This window comes from Massilia sp. 05N420 (assembly GCF_056397205.1).
This window is the reverse complement of the sequence record NZ_JBFTMX010000009.1, coordinates 88,659-104,002: the sequence shown is the minus strand read 5'-3', so window position 1 is coordinate 104,002 and position 15,344 is coordinate 88,659. Positions and strand designations below refer to the sequence as shown.

The following is a 15,344-nucleotide window of genomic DNA, read 5'->3' as shown; positions in this document are numbered from 1 at the left end:
GCGTTAGGCTTTAAGCAATGTAAGCATGCCGAGGAGGATTGCTATGGTTGAAGAAGCCAAAGACCGTGTCGTCAACACCGACCGCAAGATCGAAGAGCAGGACTACAAGCGCGCACCGCACGAGCGCGACGAATCGCCGGACGGCCAGGGCGTCAAGCCGCGCGGCATCATCAAGCAGGCCGCCGAAGACCTGGAACAGGGATTGGTCGACACCGACAATTACCTGACCCGCAGCGACAAGGGCCTGGAAGACGCGGTTGCCAAGAAACCCGGCGCCACCGGCGAGGCCAACCCGCTGCCAGAGCGCAACCGCGACATGCGCGACCACGATTCCGTGGTTCCTGTGGATGGGGGCAAGAACCGATGAACGCACGCACGTCGCTCGCTGCCCTGCTGGGCGCCGCGGGCCTGTGCGCGTGCGCCCACCAGGCAGTCCCGCAGCAGGCGGCCACCGGTGGCTATCCGCCCGGCTTCGGTCCGGACCCGGTCCTGCCGGCGCCCGAACGTTCCCTGATCCCGACCCTGAACATTGCCCCGGCCGATCCGTGGCCGCCGGGCACGCATCCGGTGCCGGCCGCCGGGCTGCTTGCTACCGCCTATGCAAGCGGCCTCGAGCATCCGCGCTGGCTCTACGTGCTGCCGAACGGCGACGTGCTGGTCGCCGAGAGCAATAAGCCAAGCAATGGGCCCAAGGAAACGGGCATCCGTGCCAAGGTCCAGGGTATCGAGCAGAAACGCGCCGGCGCCGGCGTCGAGTCGCCCAACAAGATCATCCTGCTGCGCGGCGTGAAGGCCGACGGCACGGCCGATACCGTAACCGTGTTCGCGCAGAACCTGAACTCGCCCTTCGGCATGACCCTGGCCGGCAACGACCTCTACATTGCGAATGCCGATGCGCTGTGGCGCTTCCCGTACAAGACCGGCGATACCACCCTCGGCGGCCCGGGTACCAAGGTGCTGGACCTGCCCGCCGGCATCAATCACCACTGGACCAAGAACGTGGCCGCCTCGCCCGACGGCAAGAAGCTGTACGTGACCGTCGGTTCGAACAGCAACGTCGCCGAAAACGGCATGGCCGCCGAACAGGGCCGCGCCGCCATCTGGGAACTCGACATCGCCAGCGGCAAGAGCCGTGTCTATGCGTCCGGCCTGCGCAATCCGAACGGCCTCGCCTTCCAGCCGCAGACCGGCGCCATGTGGACCGTCGTCAACGAGCGCGACGAGCTGGGCAACGACCTGGTGCCGGACTACATGACGGCGGTGAAGGACGGCGCCTTCTATGGCTGGCCCTACAGCTACTACGGCCAGCACGTCGATACCCGCGTCAAGCCGCAGAAGCCGGAACTGGTCGCCAGCGCGATCGCGCCCGATTACGCGCTGGGCGGGCACACGGCCTCGCTGGGCCTGGCCTTCTACGACGCCGGCCTGATGCCGCAATTCAGGAACGGCGCCCTGGTCGGCCAGCACGGCTCGTGGAACCGCAAGCCGCACTCCGGCTACAAGCTGATCTACGTGCCTTTTACCGACGGCAAGCCCAGCGGTCCGCCGCAGGACGTGCTGACGGGATTCCTGAGCAAGGACGGCAAGGCCTACGGGCGTCCGGTCGGGGTCGCGGTCGACAGGCAAGGCGCGATCCTGCTGGCGGACGACGTCGGCAATGTCGTCTGGCGCATCACACCAGCAACAAAGTAAGCATTCAAAAGGAGAACGACGATGATCAAGCGTAAGGGAAGCGCCGTCTGGAGCGGCGGCCTGAAAGACGGCAAGGGCACGGTCTCGACCCAGAGCGGCGCGCTCAACCAGCAGCAGTACGGCTTCAACACCCGCTTCGAAGACGGCGCCGGCACCAACCCGGAAGAACTGCTGGCGGCAGCCCACGCCGGCTGCTTCACGATGGCCCTGTCGGCCCAGCTGGGCGAAGCCGGCATGACGGCCCAGAAGCTGGAAACCACGGCCACGGTCTCGCTCGACAAGGCGGACGGCGGCTTCGCGATTCCGGCCGTTCACCTCGACCTGGTCGCCACCATCCCCGGCGCCAACGAGCAGGCTTTCCAGGAAGCGGCCCGTAAAGCCAAGGAAGGCTGCCCGGTGTCGAAGCTGTTCAACGCCAACATCACACTGGACGCCAGGCTTCAATCGTGACCGTAGGGTGGGCTCTCCTAGCCCACGCGTGAGGTCTGCATCCTGAAGGCTTGCGCGTGGGCACGGCGTGCCTACCCTACGTCAGCGGTGTCAGCAAAGATCCGTCCGAGCGCATAAAATCCTCGCTTTCCGTTCACACTATCAGGAACAACAATGCGCATCCTGCACACCATGTTACGCGTCGGCGATCTGCAGCGCTCCATCGACTTCTACACCAAGGTGCTCGGCATGAAGCTGCTGCGCACCAGCGAGAATCCGGAATACAAGTACACCCTGGCCTTCGTCGGCTACGGCAACAACCCGGACCACGCCGAGCTCGAGCTGACCTATAACTGGGGCACCGACAAGTACGAGATGGGCACGGCCTACGGCCACATCGCGATCTCGACCGAGGACATCTACAACACCTGCGACCAGGTGCGCGCGGCCGGCGGCAACATCACCCGCGAGCCGGGCCCCGTCAAGGGCGGCACCACCGTGATCGCCTTCATCACCGATCCGGACGGCTACAAGGTCGAACTGATCGAGCGCGCCGACCATGCCGGCGGCGGCGGCCTGAGCAGCTAAATCGGCCGGGGCCGGCAGCCTTTTGCCGGCCCTGCTACAATCCTTCTCGCCTGCTCTGCAGGCACACAAACAGATACGTCTTCGGGGCGGGGTGCGATTCCCCACCGGCGGTATGGCCATCATGGCCGAGCCCGCGAGCGCCTGCCATGCAGGGTCAGCAGACCTGGTGAGAAGCCAGGGCCGACGGTATAGTCCGGATGAAAGAAGATGTGCGTCATCACGCGTCCTGCTGCCGCTTCGGCATGCGGTGCCGCGCCATTTCGCTTTGCCCTGATGCGTTCCTTTAACTTCATGCGAGGAGCGTCTCAATGACCAGCACCACCATCAATCCCTTCACCCTTGAAAGCAATGACCTGGAAGGCCGCATCGCCGCCGCCCTCGAGGCCACGCGCGCGGGCATTCCCGTGATCCTGCTCGACGACTTCGACCGCGAGAACGAGGCCGACCTGATCGTCGCCGCCGAAAAACTCACGGTCGAGACCATGGCCGTGATGATCCGCGAGTGCAGCGGCATCGTCTGCCTGTGCCTGTCCGATAGCAAAGTGCGCGCGCTCGACCTGCCGCCGATGGCGCCGGAAAACGGCAGCCGCTACGGCACTCCCTTCACCGTCTCGATCGAGGCACGCGAAGGCGTCACCACCGGCGTCTCGGCCCAGGACCGCGTCACCACGATCCGTGCCGCCATCGCCCCCGATGCCAAACCCGAAGACCTGGTGCGCCCGGGCCACGTGTTCCCGCTGCGCGCCAACCCGGCTGGCGTGCTGGGCCGCAAGGGCCACACCGAAGGCTCGGTCGACCTCGCCATCCTGGCCGGCCTGCAGCCATCCGCCGTGCTGTGCGAACTGATGAACGAAGACGGCACCATGATGCGCGGCGAGGCGATCGAACGCTTCGCGCGCAAGCGTGCTTATCCGATCCTGACGATTGCGGAGTTGATCGAGTGGCGTACCCAGCTTGAGCAGCAGGCTGCTTGAATAAACTTGCAAATCACTGCCGCAACAAAAAATGGCGCCGAAGCGCCATTTTTTCCATCGAAGCTAAAACAGCTTACGGCTGCTGCAACAAGGCATTGATCGGCTGCAGATCTTCCTCCCGCAGCGAACCGGCAGCCGCCTTCAGTTTCAGGCCGGCCAGGATGGTGTTGTAACGCGCCTTGGCCAGGTCGGTGCGGGTCTGGTACAGCTGGCGCTGGGCGTTCAGCACGTCGATGTTGATACGCACGCCCACCTGGTAACCCAGCTTGTTCGATTCCAGCGCCGAGTTGCTCGACACCTCGGCCGCTTCCAGCGCCTTCACCTGGGCCAGGCCCGAGTTCACGCCGAGGAAGGACTGGCGCGCCAGCAGCGCGGCGTTGCGGCGGTTCGCCTCCAGGTCATTCCTGGCCTTGTCTTCCAGGGCGATCGCTTCGCGCACGCGGCTGGTGACGGCAAAGCCGCTGAAGATCGGGATGCTGTACGCGATGCCGATCGAGTTGTTGGTCGTGCGGCCCGACTGGCCCGAAAACGCGCCGTTGACGTTGCGATGCTGCGAGTTCGCCGTCAGGTCCAGGGTCGGATAGTGGCCGGCGCGGTTCTTCGAGATGTCGCGCTTGGCCGATTCGAGCTGCAGCTCGGCCACCGACACGGCGTAGTTCTGGTTCTCGGCGGCCGAGACCCACTGATCGACGTTGATCGGCTGCGGCGCGGTCAGGTTGACGCCGGTGCGCAGAGTCGCCAGCGCGCTCGGGGGGGTGCCGATGATGGCCTGCAGCGCGGTCTTCTTGGTCTCCAGGTCGTTGACCGCGGCGATCTCCTGCGAGATCACCAGGTCGTAGGCGGCCTGGGCTTCATGGGTGTCAGTGATGGTCTGGGTGCCGACTTCGAAGTTGCGCTTCGCCGAGGCCAGCTGCTCGGTCACGGCTTCCTTCTGGGCGCGGGTCGAGGCCAGGGTGTCCTGGGCGGCCAGCACGTCGAAGTAGGCCTGGGACACGCGGGTGATCAGGTCCTGCTGGGCCTGGGCGAACTGGGCTTCCGAGATCGCCTGCTGCAGCTTGCTCTGCTGGTAGGTTTCCCAGCGGTCCCAGCGGAACAGCGGCTGCGACAGCTGGACGTTGATTTCCTTGGCGGTCAGGTTCGGACCGCCCGATGCCACGAAGCCGCCGGTGGGGTTGCCGTTCGCGTCGAGAATCGGCTGGCCTTCGTTGAACGGCGCGTAGTCGTTGTTGGTCTTGGTAATGCCCCCCGTGATGCCGACGGTCGGCAGCAGCCCCGCGCGCCCCTGGGGAACGCGCTCGCGGCCGGCCTGGGCCGAAGCGCGCGCGCTCGCATAGGTGGCGTCATTCGCCAGAGCCTGCTGGTACACCTGGAGCAGATCGGCCGCCTGGGCGTTGAGCGAGAAAAACGCGCTGGCCAACAGCACGGCGATGAGGGGTTTCTGCATTACTTTCTCCGTCGGAGTCATCAATAGTCAAGGACGCAGACCGCCGTCGATGCTCAGTACTTCGGCATCGATGGATCGACCTGCACGGCCCAGGCGTGTACGCCGCCTGTCAAATTGGTAATCTTTTCAAATCCGTTACGCTCCAGGAAAGCTGCGACCTGCATGCTGCGCGCGCCGTGATGGCACACGCAGACGATTTCCTGGTCATCATCCAGTTCGCTCACGCGGATCGGAATCAGATTCATCGGGATCTGGGTCGAGCCCGCGATATTGCAGGTCTCGAATTCCCAGTTTTCCCGCACATCGAGCAGCAGCGGTTTCGGGCGCGACGGATCGGCCAGCCAGGCGGCCAACTCGGGAGCGGTAATGTGCTGCATCGTCTGCCTCTTCCTTTAGAACTGGAAGTGCGACACGGCCGGCGCGCCGGCCAGGTACTTCACATTGGTCTCGAACACTTTTACCGTGTTCCAGCTGTTCTCGCCGGTGCGGGTGACGATGTTGAATTCCATGGCCGGCGGCTCGCCGACGATGGCGGCGATGCGGCCGCCCACTTTCACCTGCTTCAGGAAGGCTTCCGGCAGCACCTCCAGCGCGCCCGAGATCACGATCACGTCGTACGGGGCGCCCTTGTCCCAGCCAGCCGCGCCGTTGCCCAGTTCCACGACCACATTGCCGATGCCGGCCTTGGCCAGGTTCTTCTCTGCCAGTTCCTTGATTTCCGGGTTCACTTCCACGGTCGTGACCTTGGCAGCGCGGTGCGCCATCAGGGCCGCCATGTAGCCCGAGCCGGTGCCGATTTCCAGCACGTTTTCATGCTTCTTCAGGCCGATGTCCTGCAGGATGCGCGCCTCGATCTTCGGGTTCAGCATTGCCTGACCGCCCGGCAGCGGGATCTCGGCATCCGCGAACGCCAGGTTCTGGTACTCGGCCGGCACGAACTGTTCGCGCTTGACCACGTGCAGCAGGTCGAGGATGTCGGTGTCCAGCACGTTCCAGGGGCGGATCTGCTGTTCGATCATGTTGAAGCGGGCTTGTTCGATATTCATCTTAATACTCGGCGGAAAAAGAAATAATCCGATATTTTATCGTTGAACGGCCTCGGGAAACACATCTTAGCGATATGGCACCCGAGACCACGGGAAATTGCGACAGTCTGCAGTTTAGAAGGGATGAACGCCGAAAAATGGCGTCTTGACGTTGCTGGACAGTTCACGCGGCGGTCGGCCGCGCAGCGTCCGGCGCCGGAAGCAGGCCGTTCAGGGCCATGTCCAGGAAGGTGTCGAGGAAGGCCAGCGGCTCCAGCTCCGCGCGCGGGCAGGGGCCGACGGAATGCTTCCAGGTGATCAGCATGAGCATGGGCGCGATCAGCACCTGGGTCATCAGGTTGACGTCCAGCGGCCTGAACTCGCCGCGCGCGATGCCGCGCTCGAGCATGCCGGACATGGCCGCGGTGCCGCGCTTGATGACCTCTTCCTGGTAGAAGCAGGCCAGTTCCGGGAAATTGTCGGCTTCGGYGGTGACCAGCTTGATGATGCCGGAGGCCTTGGTCGCGCCCAGGCGCTGCCACCAGGAGTGGATCAGGTGGCGCAGCAGGTCCGCGCTGTGGCCTTCGAATTCGGCAACCGAGACTTCGGCCTCGCCGATCACGGGCACGATGCTGCTGCGGACCACGGCCTTGAACAGCTCTTCCTTGTTTTCGTAGTACAGATAGAGCGTGCCCTTCGAGACGCCGGCGCGGCGCGCGACGTCTTCCAGGCGTGTGGCGGCGTAGCCACGTTCGACGAACAGGTCGATGGCTGCCTCCAGCAACTCCTGGGGCCGCGCGTCTTTACGGCGCTCCCAGCGTGGCTTGGTTTCGAAAGGGCATGGCATTGCTTCTGTCCGACAACTAACTGTTGAGTCAGGAAATATAGACCCGGGGCTGGGGGCAGTCAAGCTGTGGCGAGTATACTTACAGCATGAACTCCCCGCTTTCCTCCCTCGGTTGCCGGCCTGGCTGCGGCGCCTGCTGTATTGCTCCATCGATTACGAGTCCGATCCCGGGAATGCCTGATGGGAAACCTGCCGGGGTCAGGTGCATTCAGTTGGGTGAAGACAACCGCTGCCTTGTCTTCGGCAAACCGGAGCGGCCGCCGTTTTGCGGAGGGCTGCAACCGTCCGAAGACATGTGCGGCGCGAATCGCACACATGCCATCCATTGGCTAAGCGAACTGGAGCGCGCGACGGCACCGCTCTGACGTTCTGGTTCCGGCGCCCGGGCTCTGCGTCAAAATATTTCCCATTGGCAAAACAAGATGCCATCGATATAATTATTTATCCTGTTTTTCTGACTCTTCCCGGATCCTCCAATGAGCGGTGTTCTCGATGTCCGTAACGACGCTGGCGAAGGCAGTGTCGCCAATCGCGACAATGTCATGTCCCTTCACCATGTCGACAGCCTGGTAACCCAGACCGGGACGAACATCGGCAATGGGCGCGTCACCGCCGTTGCGCAGGAACTCCTGAACTACGACCCTGAAGCCCAGGTGTGGCAAGACTCGCCGACCCTGGCACTGATGCTGTCCAGCGTCCTCAAATGGGTCGTTCTCGTCCTCATCTGGCTGGCTGCCCTTGCCGTGTTTGCTCCCGCCCCATCCCTTCCCGGCACCCCGGTCGCCGAGGCCGCACAGCCGGCCCAGCCCCCTGTCGCGGCCGACAAGCATGGCCATGGCAAGAAAAAGACGCGTGCAGCCAACAAGAGCGCAAGCGTTGCCAATGAACAGGCTGCCAAGGCAAGCAGCAGCGCTTCGGCAAGCGGACCTGACGACATCTGGTACCAGGTCGCCAGATGGGCCGGCATCCTGATCGTGGCTTATCAAGTCTACTCTCACTGCGTGTGGGCGCTAAGGCTGAAAAATATCCGGTACAAGATGTCGTCGCAGCGTTTGACGATCGAGTCAGGTATCTTCAGCAAGACGACGAATACTTACGAGTTGCACAAACTTGACTCTTCCGGCCAGATCCACAGCCCCCTCTTTCTTCGGATGGTTGGGCGAGCCAATCTTTACGTCGGTGTCTGGTTGAGCGGGATTCGCAATGCCGAAGCAGTCCGGGATCTCGTCCGCAATGCGGGACAGATCGAAGCCAGCCGGGTCGACAAGGCGCGCTGGCGCTGACTTCCCCGTCCTCCCGGTCCACGGGAGACGGAATACCTTCCACTCCCATGACCGTCGTCCCGGCGGTCAGCTGTACTCTTGCCTGCGGAAAAAAAGCCACCACCTGATGCGGGGAACTCGACGGTAGGGTGCTTCGCCGTGGTAAGCTTGCGCCCTGCTTGCCGCAAGCCTGCGCAGCACCCCTTCCGCGTTTCGCATCCACAATAACATCCTTACCAAAACTTCATGGACATCATTCTCGCCCTGAAAGCGATCATCATGGGCCTCGTCGAAGGCTTCACCGAGTTCCTGCCGATCTCCTCTACCGGTCACCTGATCCTGGCCGGCAGCCTGATCAACTTTACGGGCGAAGTCGCCAAGGTGTTCGAGATTGCAATCCAGGCCGGCGCCATCCTCGCCGTGATGTGGGAATACCGTGCGCGCATCGGTACCGTGATGCAAGGTTTGACCTCGGATCCGCGCCAGCAGAAGTTCGTGGTCAACCTGTTCGTCGCCTTCATGCCGGCCGCCGTGCTGGGCCTGCTGTTCAGCAAGGCGATCAAGAATCACCTGTTCGCCCCGGCGCCGGTCGCGTTCGCCTTCATCATCGGCGCGCTGGTGATCCTGTGGGCGGAGCGCCGCCACAAGACCCTGGCCGGTTCGCACCGCATCGAGACCGTCGACGACATGACCATGATCGACGCCTTCAAGGTCGGCTGCGCCCAGTGCTTCGCGCTGATCCCGGGCACCAGCCGCTCGGGCGCCACCATCATCGGCGGCATGCTGTTCGGCCTGTCGCGCAAGGCGGCCACCGAATTCTCCTTCTTCCTGGCGATCCCGACCCTGCTGGCGGCCACCGTGTACTCGGTGTTCAAGGCGCGCCACGACCTGCACATGACCGACCTGCCGCTGTTCCTGATCGGCGGCGTGGCTGCCTTCGTGTCGGCCTTCCTTTGCGTCCGTTGGCTCTTGCGCTTCATCAGCACGCACGACTTCACGGGCTTCGCCTGGTACCGTATCGTGTTCGGTATCGTCATTCTGCTCACGGCGCACTTCGGCTGGGTCGTTTGGGCTGACTGAGCCGGGCTGGCTAACCTGAACAAAGTAACACCATGACGGACGACATCGAACAACGCGCGCTGCACATCCTGCAGACGGTCTTCGGCTATCCCGCCTTCCGCGGGCAACAGGCCGAGATCGTCGAGCAGGTCGCGCGCGGCGGCGACGCGCTCGTCCTCATGCCTACCGGCGGCGGCAAATCGCTGTGCTACCAGATCCCCGCCCTGCTGCGCGACGGCGTCGGCGTGGTGGTCTCGCCGCTGATCGCGCTGATGCAGGACCAGGTCGACGCCCTCGCCGAAGTCGGCGTGCGCGCGGCCTTCCTGAACTCGACCCAGACCTTCGAAGAGACCCTGCGCATCGAGCGCCTGGTGCGCACCGGCGAGCTGGACCTGGTCTACGTGGCGCCCGAGCGCCTGATGACGCCGCGCTGCCTGGAGCTGTTCGAGGCGTCCCACATCTCGCTGTTCGCGATCGACGAAGCGCACTGCGTCTCGCAATGGGGCCACGACTTCCGTCCGGAGTACATCCGCCTGTCGATCCTGCACGAGCGCTTCCCGCACGTGCCTCGCATCGCGCTGACCGCCACCGCCGACCAGCTTACCCGCGCCGAGATCGCCCACCGCCTGCAACTGGAAGAAGCGCGCCAGTTCGTGTCGTCCTTCGACCGCCCGAACATCCGCTACGCCATCGTCGAAAAGACCAACGGCCGCAAGCAGCTGCTGGACTTCATCACGACCGAGCACACCGGCGACGCCGGCATCGTCTATTGCCTGTCGCGCAAGAAGGTCGAGGAGACCGCCGAGTTCCTCAATGAAAACGGGATCCGCGCCCTGCCCTACCACGCCGGCATGGACTACGCGCTGCGCTCCGATAACCAGGCCCGCTTCCTGCGCGAAGACGGCATCGTGATGGTGGCGACCATTGCCTTCGGCATGGGCATCGACAAGCCGGACGTGCGTTTCGTCTGCCACCTCGACCTGCCGAAATCCCTCGAGGGCTATTACCAGGAAACGGGGCGCGCCGGCCGTGACGGCCTCCCCTCGAATGCGTGGATGGCCTATGGCCTGCAGGACGTGGTGCTGCAGCGCCGGATGATCGACGAGTCCGAGGCCGACGAGAATTTCAAGCGCGTGCTGGGCTCGAAGCTGGACGCCATGCTGGGTCTGTGCGAGACGCTGAGCTGCCGCCGGATGCGCTTATTGGAGTATTTCGGCGAGCGTTCCGGCCCCTGCGGCAACTGCGATACCTGCCTGATCCCGCCGGTGTCTTTCGACGCGACGGTGCCGGTGCAGAAGCTGCTGTCGGCCATCTACCGGGTCGACCAACGCTTCGCCGCCGGCCACGTGATCGACGTGCTGCGCGGGGTGCAGACGGAGCGCATCAGCCAGTGGCACCACGACAAGCTGACCGTGTACGGCGTCGGCGCCGACCGCAGCGAGCACGAATGGCGCGCCATCGTGCGCCAGGTGATTGCGCTGGGCCTGGTCACCGTCGACCACGACGCCTTCAGCTCCCTCAAGCTGACGGAATCGGCGCGCGCGGTGCTGAAGGGCGAGCGCAAGGTGGAGCTGCGCCAGTACCAGAAGCCGGTCAAGCAGAAGCGCCAGGCCGGTCCCACCAAGGGCTACGTCGAGATGGACCTGTCGCCGGCCGAGCAGAAGATCTTCGAGAAGCTGCGCTGGTGGCGCCTCGAGACCGCCAAGGCGCACAGCGTGGCGGCCTTCATCATCTTTGGCGACGCCACCCTGCGCGAGATCGCCAAGGTCAAGCCGACTTCGCTGGACGAGCTGCGCGGCGTGTCCGGCGTGGGGGCGAAGAAGCTGACCTCGTATGGCGACGAGATCGTGTCGATGATTTCCGAGATGGTGTGATTTTCACTCCCGGAACAGGTGCACGAACGTCCGGCTCACCGCCAGCTTCTCCTCGCTCCCCTTCACCAGCACCTGCATGCGTTCGGCGTCGATACGCTCGGCAGCCAGGATCGCATTCACGTTGACCACGGTGGCGCGGTGGATCTGCCAGAAGCGGTCCGGATCGAGACCGCTCAACAGATCCTTCAGCGGCGTGCGCACCAGGGCTTCGTAGTCGCGCAGCACGATGCGGGTGTAGCGGGTGTCGGCCTGGAAGAACAACACCTCGTCGACGTCGATCACGCGCACCTGGCGGCCGACGCTGGCCTTGATCCACCTGGTGCGCTCGTGGTGCAGGCCCGGCAGCGCCGCCTTCAGGTGGCGCAGCAACTCGCCCATGCCGGGGCCGGAAGCCTCCGTTCGCATCGACAGCTTGCCGCGCAGGCGCGCCACCGCCTTGTCCAGGCGCTCGGCCTGCAGGGGCTTGAGCAGGTAGTCGACCGCGCCGGTGTCGAAGGCATCGACGGCGTACTGGTCGTAGGCGGTGACGAACACCACGTGGGCCATGGCGCCGATGCGCTCGGCCACTTCGAGGCCTGACAGGCCCGGCATGCGGATGTCGAGGAAGGCCACGTCCGGCTCGTGCTCCAGGAAGCCGTCCCAGGCGTCGTTGCCGTTTTCCGCCACCAGCACGACGCGCGCCTCGGGCCAGCATTGCGCCAGCAGTTCCAGCAGGCGCTCGCGCATCAGGGGTTCGTCTTCGGCGACCAGCACCGTGGGATTCGTGCTCATGCTCATGCCTGCGGATGGGGGATGGTGACGTCGGCGATCAGTCCCGGATCGCCGTCATGCAGCGCCAGACCGGCGGCCTCGCCGTAGGCCAGGCGCAGGCGCAGGCGCACGTTATCGAGGCCGGTGCCGCCGCCCTCGTCCTGCTCCGGGATCGTGCTCATGCCGACGCCGCCATCCCGCACGCGGATCCGCACCTTGCCGTCGACCAGCTCGGCCGAGACCGTGACCTCGCCGCCGCGCAAGGCCGGTTCGATGCCGTGCTTGATCGCGTTCTCGACCAGGGTCAGGAGGATCATGCTGGGCAGCCGCACCTGTTCCAGCGCGCGCGGCAGTTGCAGGGAGAAGCGCAGGCGCTCGCCCAGCCGCACCTGCATCACTTTCAGGTAAGACTCGACCAGGCCGAACTCCGCGGCCAGGCAGACCTGCTCGCTGCGCATGTCGCGCATGCTGGAGCGCAGGAAGTCGATCAGGTTAGCGGTCAATTCGGCGGCGCGCGGCGCGCCATGCTGGGCCAGCTGCTGCACCGCGCCCAAGGTATTGAACAGGAAGTGCGGCTCGATCTGGGCGCGCAGCAGGCGCAGCTGGGATTCGGACAGTTCACGCGCCAGGCGCGCCTGCTCGGCTTCGCGCTGCAGCTGCACGTTGAGGGCCTCGTAATGACGGTTGCGAAGGATGCTGATCAGCAGCACCGGCGCCAGGATAGCCAGCGAACCGGCCAGGACACCGCCCGTGAAATGCGACACCCTCTCCATCGTATGCGCCAGCGGCTGGCCTTGCAGCCACATGGTCATGAGGGTCGAACCCACGGCGGCGAAGACGGCAAACCCCAGCACTGCCAGCAGCAGCTTCAGCTTTTCCTGCGAAAACTGGCGATAGTTGAACCAGGCGCCGATGAGGGCAAAAGCCAGCGCAATGCCGCAGGCGTTGGCGCTGACGATTGCCGCGACCCAGCCGATATCTGGAGAGTGCAGGTGCAGGGCCGCACCGCACAGCGTGAAGACGGCCAACAAGCCGCAGGTCCAGACCCTGCCGCGCCAGCCCTTCATGGCAAGCGAGAAAGCGCGCATCTGCTGGCGCTCCACCGGCGAGCGTTCGGCCAGTTTCCGGCAGATGAGTCGGAGGCTGGGGTCTTCCGTACTGGACGCCAGTTCCGGCCGCTCGAGCACGGCAATATGCTTGTCGACGTTTGCGATCGCCCGATACTGGTCCAAAAACTTGCGCCACATGATGCCTCCTTCGCAATCGTTAATATATAGCAACGATTACAGTCTAGGCAGGCCAGTCGGCGCCGGAAAGCAAAAAGGGACGAGCGACGAATCCGGGTGGATGAACGACGACCCTGCCTCCGCGGAAGGGCATTTCCGGCAATGCCGGGAATGACAAATTATTTTTTAGTGAACACCAGGTCCCACACGCCATGGCCCAGCTTCAGGCCGCGGTTCTCGAACTTGGTCAGCGGGCGGTAGGACGGCTTCTCGGCATAGCCCTCGGCGGTATTGGCGAGCTGCGGTTCGGCACCCAGCACTTCCAGCATCTGCACCGCGTAGTCTTCCCAGTCGGTGGCGCAGTGAATGTAGCCTCCCGGCGCCAGCTTGTCGCACAGGAGCTTGACGAAAGGCGGCTGGATCAGGCGGCGCTTGTTGTGGCGCGCCTTGTGCCATGGGTCCGGGAAGAAGATGTGGACGCCGGCCAGCGAGCCGTCGGCGATCATGTTGTTCAGCACCTCGACCGCGTCGTGCTGGATCAGGCGCAGGTTTTCGATGCCCTGCTCGCCGATCTGCTTGAGCAGGCTGCCCACGCCCGGCGTGTGCACTTCGACGCCGACGAAGTCCGTGCCCGGCATCGCCTTGGCGATATGGGCCGTGGTGTCGCCCATGCCGAAGCCGATCTCCAGCACCAGCGGCGCGTTGCGGCCGAAGGGCGCGTGGAAGTCGAAGGTCTCCTTGCGGTACTCGATCAGGAATTTCGGCCCGAATTCCTCGAGCGCGCGCGCCTGCCCGGTCGACAGCCGTCCCGCACGGGTGACGAAGCTGCGGATGCGGTGATCAAGCGGGTCGTAGAGCATCGGACGGCCTTGGCTGTTGGTGGGCGTATCGGAAGACATGATCGATCGGAGACAAGAGAAAAGGGTCGACATTATATCCCCAACGGGACGGAGCCAGCCGCCATTCTCGGACATAATGGCGCTTCCACGAATGGAAAGAGAGCCGTGATGCAGTCCTTCTCCCACCCGATCGCGACCGAAGACAACGTCGCCAACTTCCAGCTGACCTCATACAGCTTCGGCAAAATGCGCGGCAATCCCGGCGCCGGCAAGAAGGTCTATATCCAGGCCTCGCTGCACGCCGACGAGGTGCCGGCCATGCTGGTCGCCCACGTGCTGCGGCGCGAGCTGGAGCGCCTGGACGCCGAGGGACGGATCGAGGGCGAGATCATCCTGGTGCCGGCCGCCAATCCGATCGGGCTGTCGCAGGTCGTCCACGGCGCCCCTTTCGGCCGCTACGACCTCTCCAGCGGCATCAACTTCAACCGCTCCTACAAGCACGTCGCCGCGGAGCTGAAGGCATCGCTGAAGGGCCAGCTGGGCACCGATGCGCAAGCCAACGCCGCCCTGGTCCGCGAACACGCGCGCCGCGCCGTCGCCAACTGGCAGACCGACAGCCCGACCCAGGACCTCAAGAAACTCCTGCTGGGGATGGCGATCGACGCCGACATCATGCTCGACCTGCATTGCGATAACGAGGCGGTGCTGCACCTGTACACCGGCACCCCGCTGGCCGACCAGGTCAAGCCGCTGGCGGCCCTGCTGGGCGCGCACGCGACCCTGCTGGCGCGCGAGTCCGGCGGCGAACCCTTCGACGAAGCCTGCAGCCGCCTGTGGTGGGAGCTGGCCGACCACTTCGGGCCTTCGATGCCGATCCCGATGGGCTGCATCGGCGTGACCGTCGAGCTGCGCGGCGAGATGGACGTGCGCTACGAGCTGGCCGAGAAGGATGCGCAAGGGCTGCTGCAGTACCTGGCTTACCAGGGCGTGCTCGACATCGAACGCGAGCCGCTGCCGCCCCTGGTGGCCGAGCCGACCCCGCTGGAAGGCGTGGAACCGCTCGCCGCCCCGCACTCGGGCGTGCTGGTCTTCCTCAAGCGCCTGGGCGACCGCGTGGCCGAGAACGAAGCGGTGGCCGACATCGTCAACCCGGTCAGCGGCAAGACGACCACCTTGCGCGCGACGCGGGCCGGGATCCTGTTCGCCAGCACGGCGCACCGGCATCTGCTGCGCGGGATGCATGTTTGTAAGATTGCGGGGGATTCGGCTTTTCGGAGTGGGAGCCTGCTGGGCAGCTGACCATAACCGTCGTTCCCGCCACCTGCCCGTCGTTCC

General features: G+C 64.6%; 17 protein-coding genes and 1 riboswitch. Of the genes, 10 read left to right on the top strand and 7 right to left on the bottom strand.

Annotated features, from left to right (window positions below):
- Positions 1 to 43: 43 nt before the first annotated feature.
- From AC1DIX_RS07760 to ribB, 5 genes are all read left to right on the top strand, one after another.
- Positions 44 to 367: a hypothetical protein gene (locus AC1DIX_RS07760; protein ID WP_442122843.1), complete on the top strand. Its 324-nt coding sequence runs from the start codon at positions 44 to 46 to the stop codon at positions 365 to 367.
- Positions 364 to 1,692 (top strand): PQQ-dependent sugar dehydrogenase, encoded by a 1,329-nt coding sequence (locus tag AC1DIX_RS07755; protein WP_477323330.1) that lies wholly within the window; start codon positions 364 to 366, stop codon positions 1,690 to 1,692. Before AC1DIX_RS07760 ends, AC1DIX_RS07755 begins: the two co-directional genes overlap by 4 nt.
- 21 nt (positions 1,693 to 1,713) lie before the next feature.
- Complete coding sequence (locus AC1DIX_RS07750) at positions 1,714 to 2,142, top strand: OsmC family protein (protein ID WP_442122841.1); 429 nt, start codon at positions 1,714 to 1,716, stop codon at positions 2,140 to 2,142.
- A gap of 153 nt (positions 2,143 to 2,295) precedes the next feature.
- Positions 2,296 to 2,709 carry a lactoylglutathione lyase gene (gene gloA / locus AC1DIX_RS07745; RefSeq protein WP_442122840.1) on the top strand — a complete coding sequence of 138 codons (414 nt, stop codon included), beginning with the start codon at positions 2,296 to 2,298 and terminating at the stop codon, positions 2,707 to 2,709.
- Positions 2,710 to 2,782: 73 nt separating this feature from the next.
- Positions 2,783 to 2,922, top strand: a riboswitch (FMN riboswitch).
- A gap of 95 nt (positions 2,923 to 3,017) precedes the next feature.
- Positions 3,018 to 3,683: a 3,4-dihydroxy-2-butanone-4-phosphate synthase gene (ribB, locus tag AC1DIX_RS07740; RefSeq protein WP_477323328.1), complete on the top strand. Its 666-nt coding sequence runs from the start codon at positions 3,018 to 3,020 to the stop codon at positions 3,681 to 3,683.
- 73 nt (positions 3,684 to 3,756) lie between these two features.
- Here ribB and AC1DIX_RS07735 read toward each other — a convergent pair whose 3' ends face one another.
- The 4 genes from AC1DIX_RS07735 to AC1DIX_RS07720 form a co-directional block, all read right to left on the bottom strand.
- Positions 3,757 to 5,127 carry a TolC family outer membrane protein gene (locus AC1DIX_RS07735; RefSeq protein ID WP_442122838.1) on the bottom strand — a complete coding sequence of 457 codons (1,371 nt, stop codon included), beginning with the start codon at positions 5,125 to 5,127 and terminating at the stop codon, positions 3,757 to 3,759.
- A gap of 53 nt (positions 5,128 to 5,180) precedes the next feature.
- A complete protein-coding gene (locus AC1DIX_RS07730; protein ID WP_442122837.1) occupies positions 5,181 to 5,504 on the bottom strand; it encodes a rhodanese-like domain-containing protein in 324 nt (107 codons plus the stop codon).
- Between the two features lie 15 nt (positions 5,505 to 5,519).
- The gene (locus tag AC1DIX_RS07725; RefSeq protein ID WP_477323326.1) at positions 5,520 to 6,173 is read right to left on the bottom strand and encodes a protein-L-isoaspartate O-methyltransferase family protein; all 654 of its coding nucleotides are present in this window, start codon (positions 6,171 to 6,173) and stop codon (positions 5,520 to 5,522) included.
- Between the two features lie 163 nt (positions 6,174 to 6,336).
- On the bottom strand, positions 6,337 to 6,999 hold the full coding sequence (locus AC1DIX_RS07720) for a TetR/AcrR family transcriptional regulator (protein WP_477323324.1): 663 nt from the start codon (positions 6,997 to 6,999) through the stop codon (positions 6,337 to 6,339).
- An 86-nt stretch (positions 7,000 to 7,085) separates the two neighbouring features.
- Here AC1DIX_RS07720 and AC1DIX_RS07715 point away from each other — a divergent pair, with 86 nt between their 5' ends.
- The 4 genes from AC1DIX_RS07715 (at position 7,086) to recQ (ending at position 11,194) form a co-directional block, all read left to right on the top strand.
- Complete coding sequence (locus tag AC1DIX_RS07715) at positions 7,086 to 7,364, top strand: YkgJ family cysteine cluster protein (RefSeq protein WP_442122834.1); 279 nt, start codon at positions 7,086 to 7,088, stop codon at positions 7,362 to 7,364.
- Between the two features lie 111 nt (positions 7,365 to 7,475).
- Positions 7,476 to 8,282: a hypothetical protein gene (locus AC1DIX_RS07710; RefSeq protein ID WP_477323322.1), complete on the top strand. Its 807-nt coding sequence runs from the start codon at positions 7,476 to 7,478 to the stop codon at positions 8,280 to 8,282.
- 225 nt (positions 8,283 to 8,507) lie between these two features.
- Positions 8,508 to 9,341: an undecaprenyl-diphosphate phosphatase gene (locus AC1DIX_RS07705; protein WP_477323319.1), complete on the top strand. Its 834-nt coding sequence runs from the start codon at positions 8,508 to 8,510 to the stop codon at positions 9,339 to 9,341.
- 32 nt (positions 9,342 to 9,373) lie between these two features.
- Positions 9,374 to 11,194 carry a DNA helicase RecQ gene (recQ, locus tag AC1DIX_RS07700; protein ID WP_477323317.1) on the top strand — a complete coding sequence of 607 codons (1,821 nt, stop codon included), beginning with the start codon at positions 9,374 to 9,376 and terminating at the stop codon, positions 11,192 to 11,194.
- Positions 11,195 to 11,197: 3 nt separating this feature from the next.
- Here the strand turns inward: recQ and AC1DIX_RS07695 are convergent, their stop codons facing one another.
- The 3 genes from AC1DIX_RS07695 to trmB all read right to left on the bottom strand — a co-directional run bounded on the left by AC1DIX_RS07695 (position 11,198) and on the right by trmB (position 14,030).
- Positions 11,198 to 11,965, bottom strand: coding sequence for a LytR/AlgR family response regulator transcription factor (locus AC1DIX_RS07695; RefSeq protein WP_477323314.1), 768 nt, complete (start codon positions 11,963 to 11,965; stop codon positions 11,198 to 11,200).
- A 2-nt stretch (positions 11,966 to 11,967) separates the two neighbouring features.
- Positions 11,968 to 13,191, bottom strand: a complete 1,224-nt coding sequence (locus tag AC1DIX_RS07690; protein ID WP_477323312.1) for a sensor histidine kinase — start codon at positions 13,189 to 13,191, stop codon at positions 11,968 to 11,970.
- A 158-nt stretch (positions 13,192 to 13,349) separates the two neighbouring features.
- Positions 13,350 to 14,030, bottom strand: coding sequence for a tRNA (guanosine(46)-N7)-methyltransferase TrmB (gene trmB, locus AC1DIX_RS07685; RefSeq protein ID WP_442122883.1), 681 nt, complete (start codon positions 14,028 to 14,030; stop codon positions 13,350 to 13,352).
- Positions 14,031 to 14,177: 147 nt separating this feature from the next.
- Between trmB and AC1DIX_RS07680 the strand changes: the two genes are divergently transcribed.
- Positions 14,178 to 15,308 carry a succinylglutamate desuccinylase/aspartoacylase family protein gene (locus AC1DIX_RS07680; RefSeq protein ID WP_477323310.1) on the top strand — a complete coding sequence of 377 codons (1,131 nt, stop codon included), beginning with the start codon at positions 14,178 to 14,180 and terminating at the stop codon, positions 15,306 to 15,308.
- Positions 15,309 to 15,344: the final 36 nt, after the last annotated feature.

Excerpts from the sequence above, each read along its gene's own strand:
- AC1DIX_RS07760 (WP_442122843.1), top strand. The coding sequence starts at position 44 with ATGGTTGAAGAAGCCAAAGACCGTGTCGTCAACACCGACCGCAAGATC.
- AC1DIX_RS07755 (WP_477323330.1), top strand. The coding sequence starts at position 364 with ATGAACGCACGCACGTCGCTCGCTGCCCTGCTGGGCGCCGCGGGCCTG.
- AC1DIX_RS07750 (WP_442122841.1), top strand. The coding sequence starts at position 1,714 with ATGATCAAGCGTAAGGGAAGCGCCGTCTGGAGCGGCGGCCTGAAAGAC.
- gloA (WP_442122840.1), top strand. The coding sequence starts at position 2,296 with ATGCGCATCCTGCACACCATGTTACGCGTCGGCGATCTGCAGCGCTCC.
- ribB (WP_477323328.1), top strand. The coding sequence starts at position 3,018 with ATGACCAGCACCACCATCAATCCCTTCACCCTTGAAAGCAATGACCTG.
- AC1DIX_RS07735 (WP_442122838.1), bottom strand. The coding sequence starts at position 5,127 with ATGCAGAAACCCCTCATCGCCGTGCTGTTGGCCAGCGCGTTTTTCTCG.
- AC1DIX_RS07730 (WP_442122837.1), bottom strand. The coding sequence starts at position 5,504 with ATGCAGCACATTACCGCTCCCGAGTTGGCCGCCTGGCTGGCCGATCCG.
- AC1DIX_RS07725 (WP_477323326.1), bottom strand. The coding sequence starts at position 6,173 with ATGAATATCGAACAAGCCCGCTTCAACATGATCGAACAGCAGATCCGC.
- AC1DIX_RS07715 (WP_442122834.1), top strand. The coding sequence starts at position 7,086 with ATGAACTCCCCGCTTTCCTCCCTCGGTTGCCGGCCTGGCTGCGGCGCC.
- AC1DIX_RS07710 (WP_477323322.1), top strand. The coding sequence starts at position 7,476 with ATGAGCGGTGTTCTCGATGTCCGTAACGACGCTGGCGAAGGCAGTGTC.
- AC1DIX_RS07705 (WP_477323319.1), top strand. The coding sequence starts at position 8,508 with ATGGACATCATTCTCGCCCTGAAAGCGATCATCATGGGCCTCGTCGAA.
- recQ (WP_477323317.1), top strand. The coding sequence starts at position 9,374 with ATGACGGACGACATCGAACAACGCGCGCTGCACATCCTGCAGACGGTC.
- AC1DIX_RS07695 (WP_477323314.1), bottom strand. The coding sequence starts at position 11,965 with ATGAGCACGAATCCCACGGTGCTGGTCGCCGAAGACGAACCCCTGATG.
- AC1DIX_RS07690 (WP_477323312.1), bottom strand. The coding sequence starts at position 13,191 with ATGTGGCGCAAGTTTTTGGACCAGTATCGGGCGATCGCAAACGTCGAC.
- trmB (WP_442122883.1), bottom strand. The coding sequence starts at position 14,030 with ATGCTCTACGACCCGCTTGATCACCGCATCCGCAGCTTCGTCACCCGT.
- AC1DIX_RS07680 (WP_477323310.1), top strand. The coding sequence starts at position 14,178 with ATGCAGTCCTTCTCCCACCCGATCGCGACCGAAGACAACGTCGCCAAC.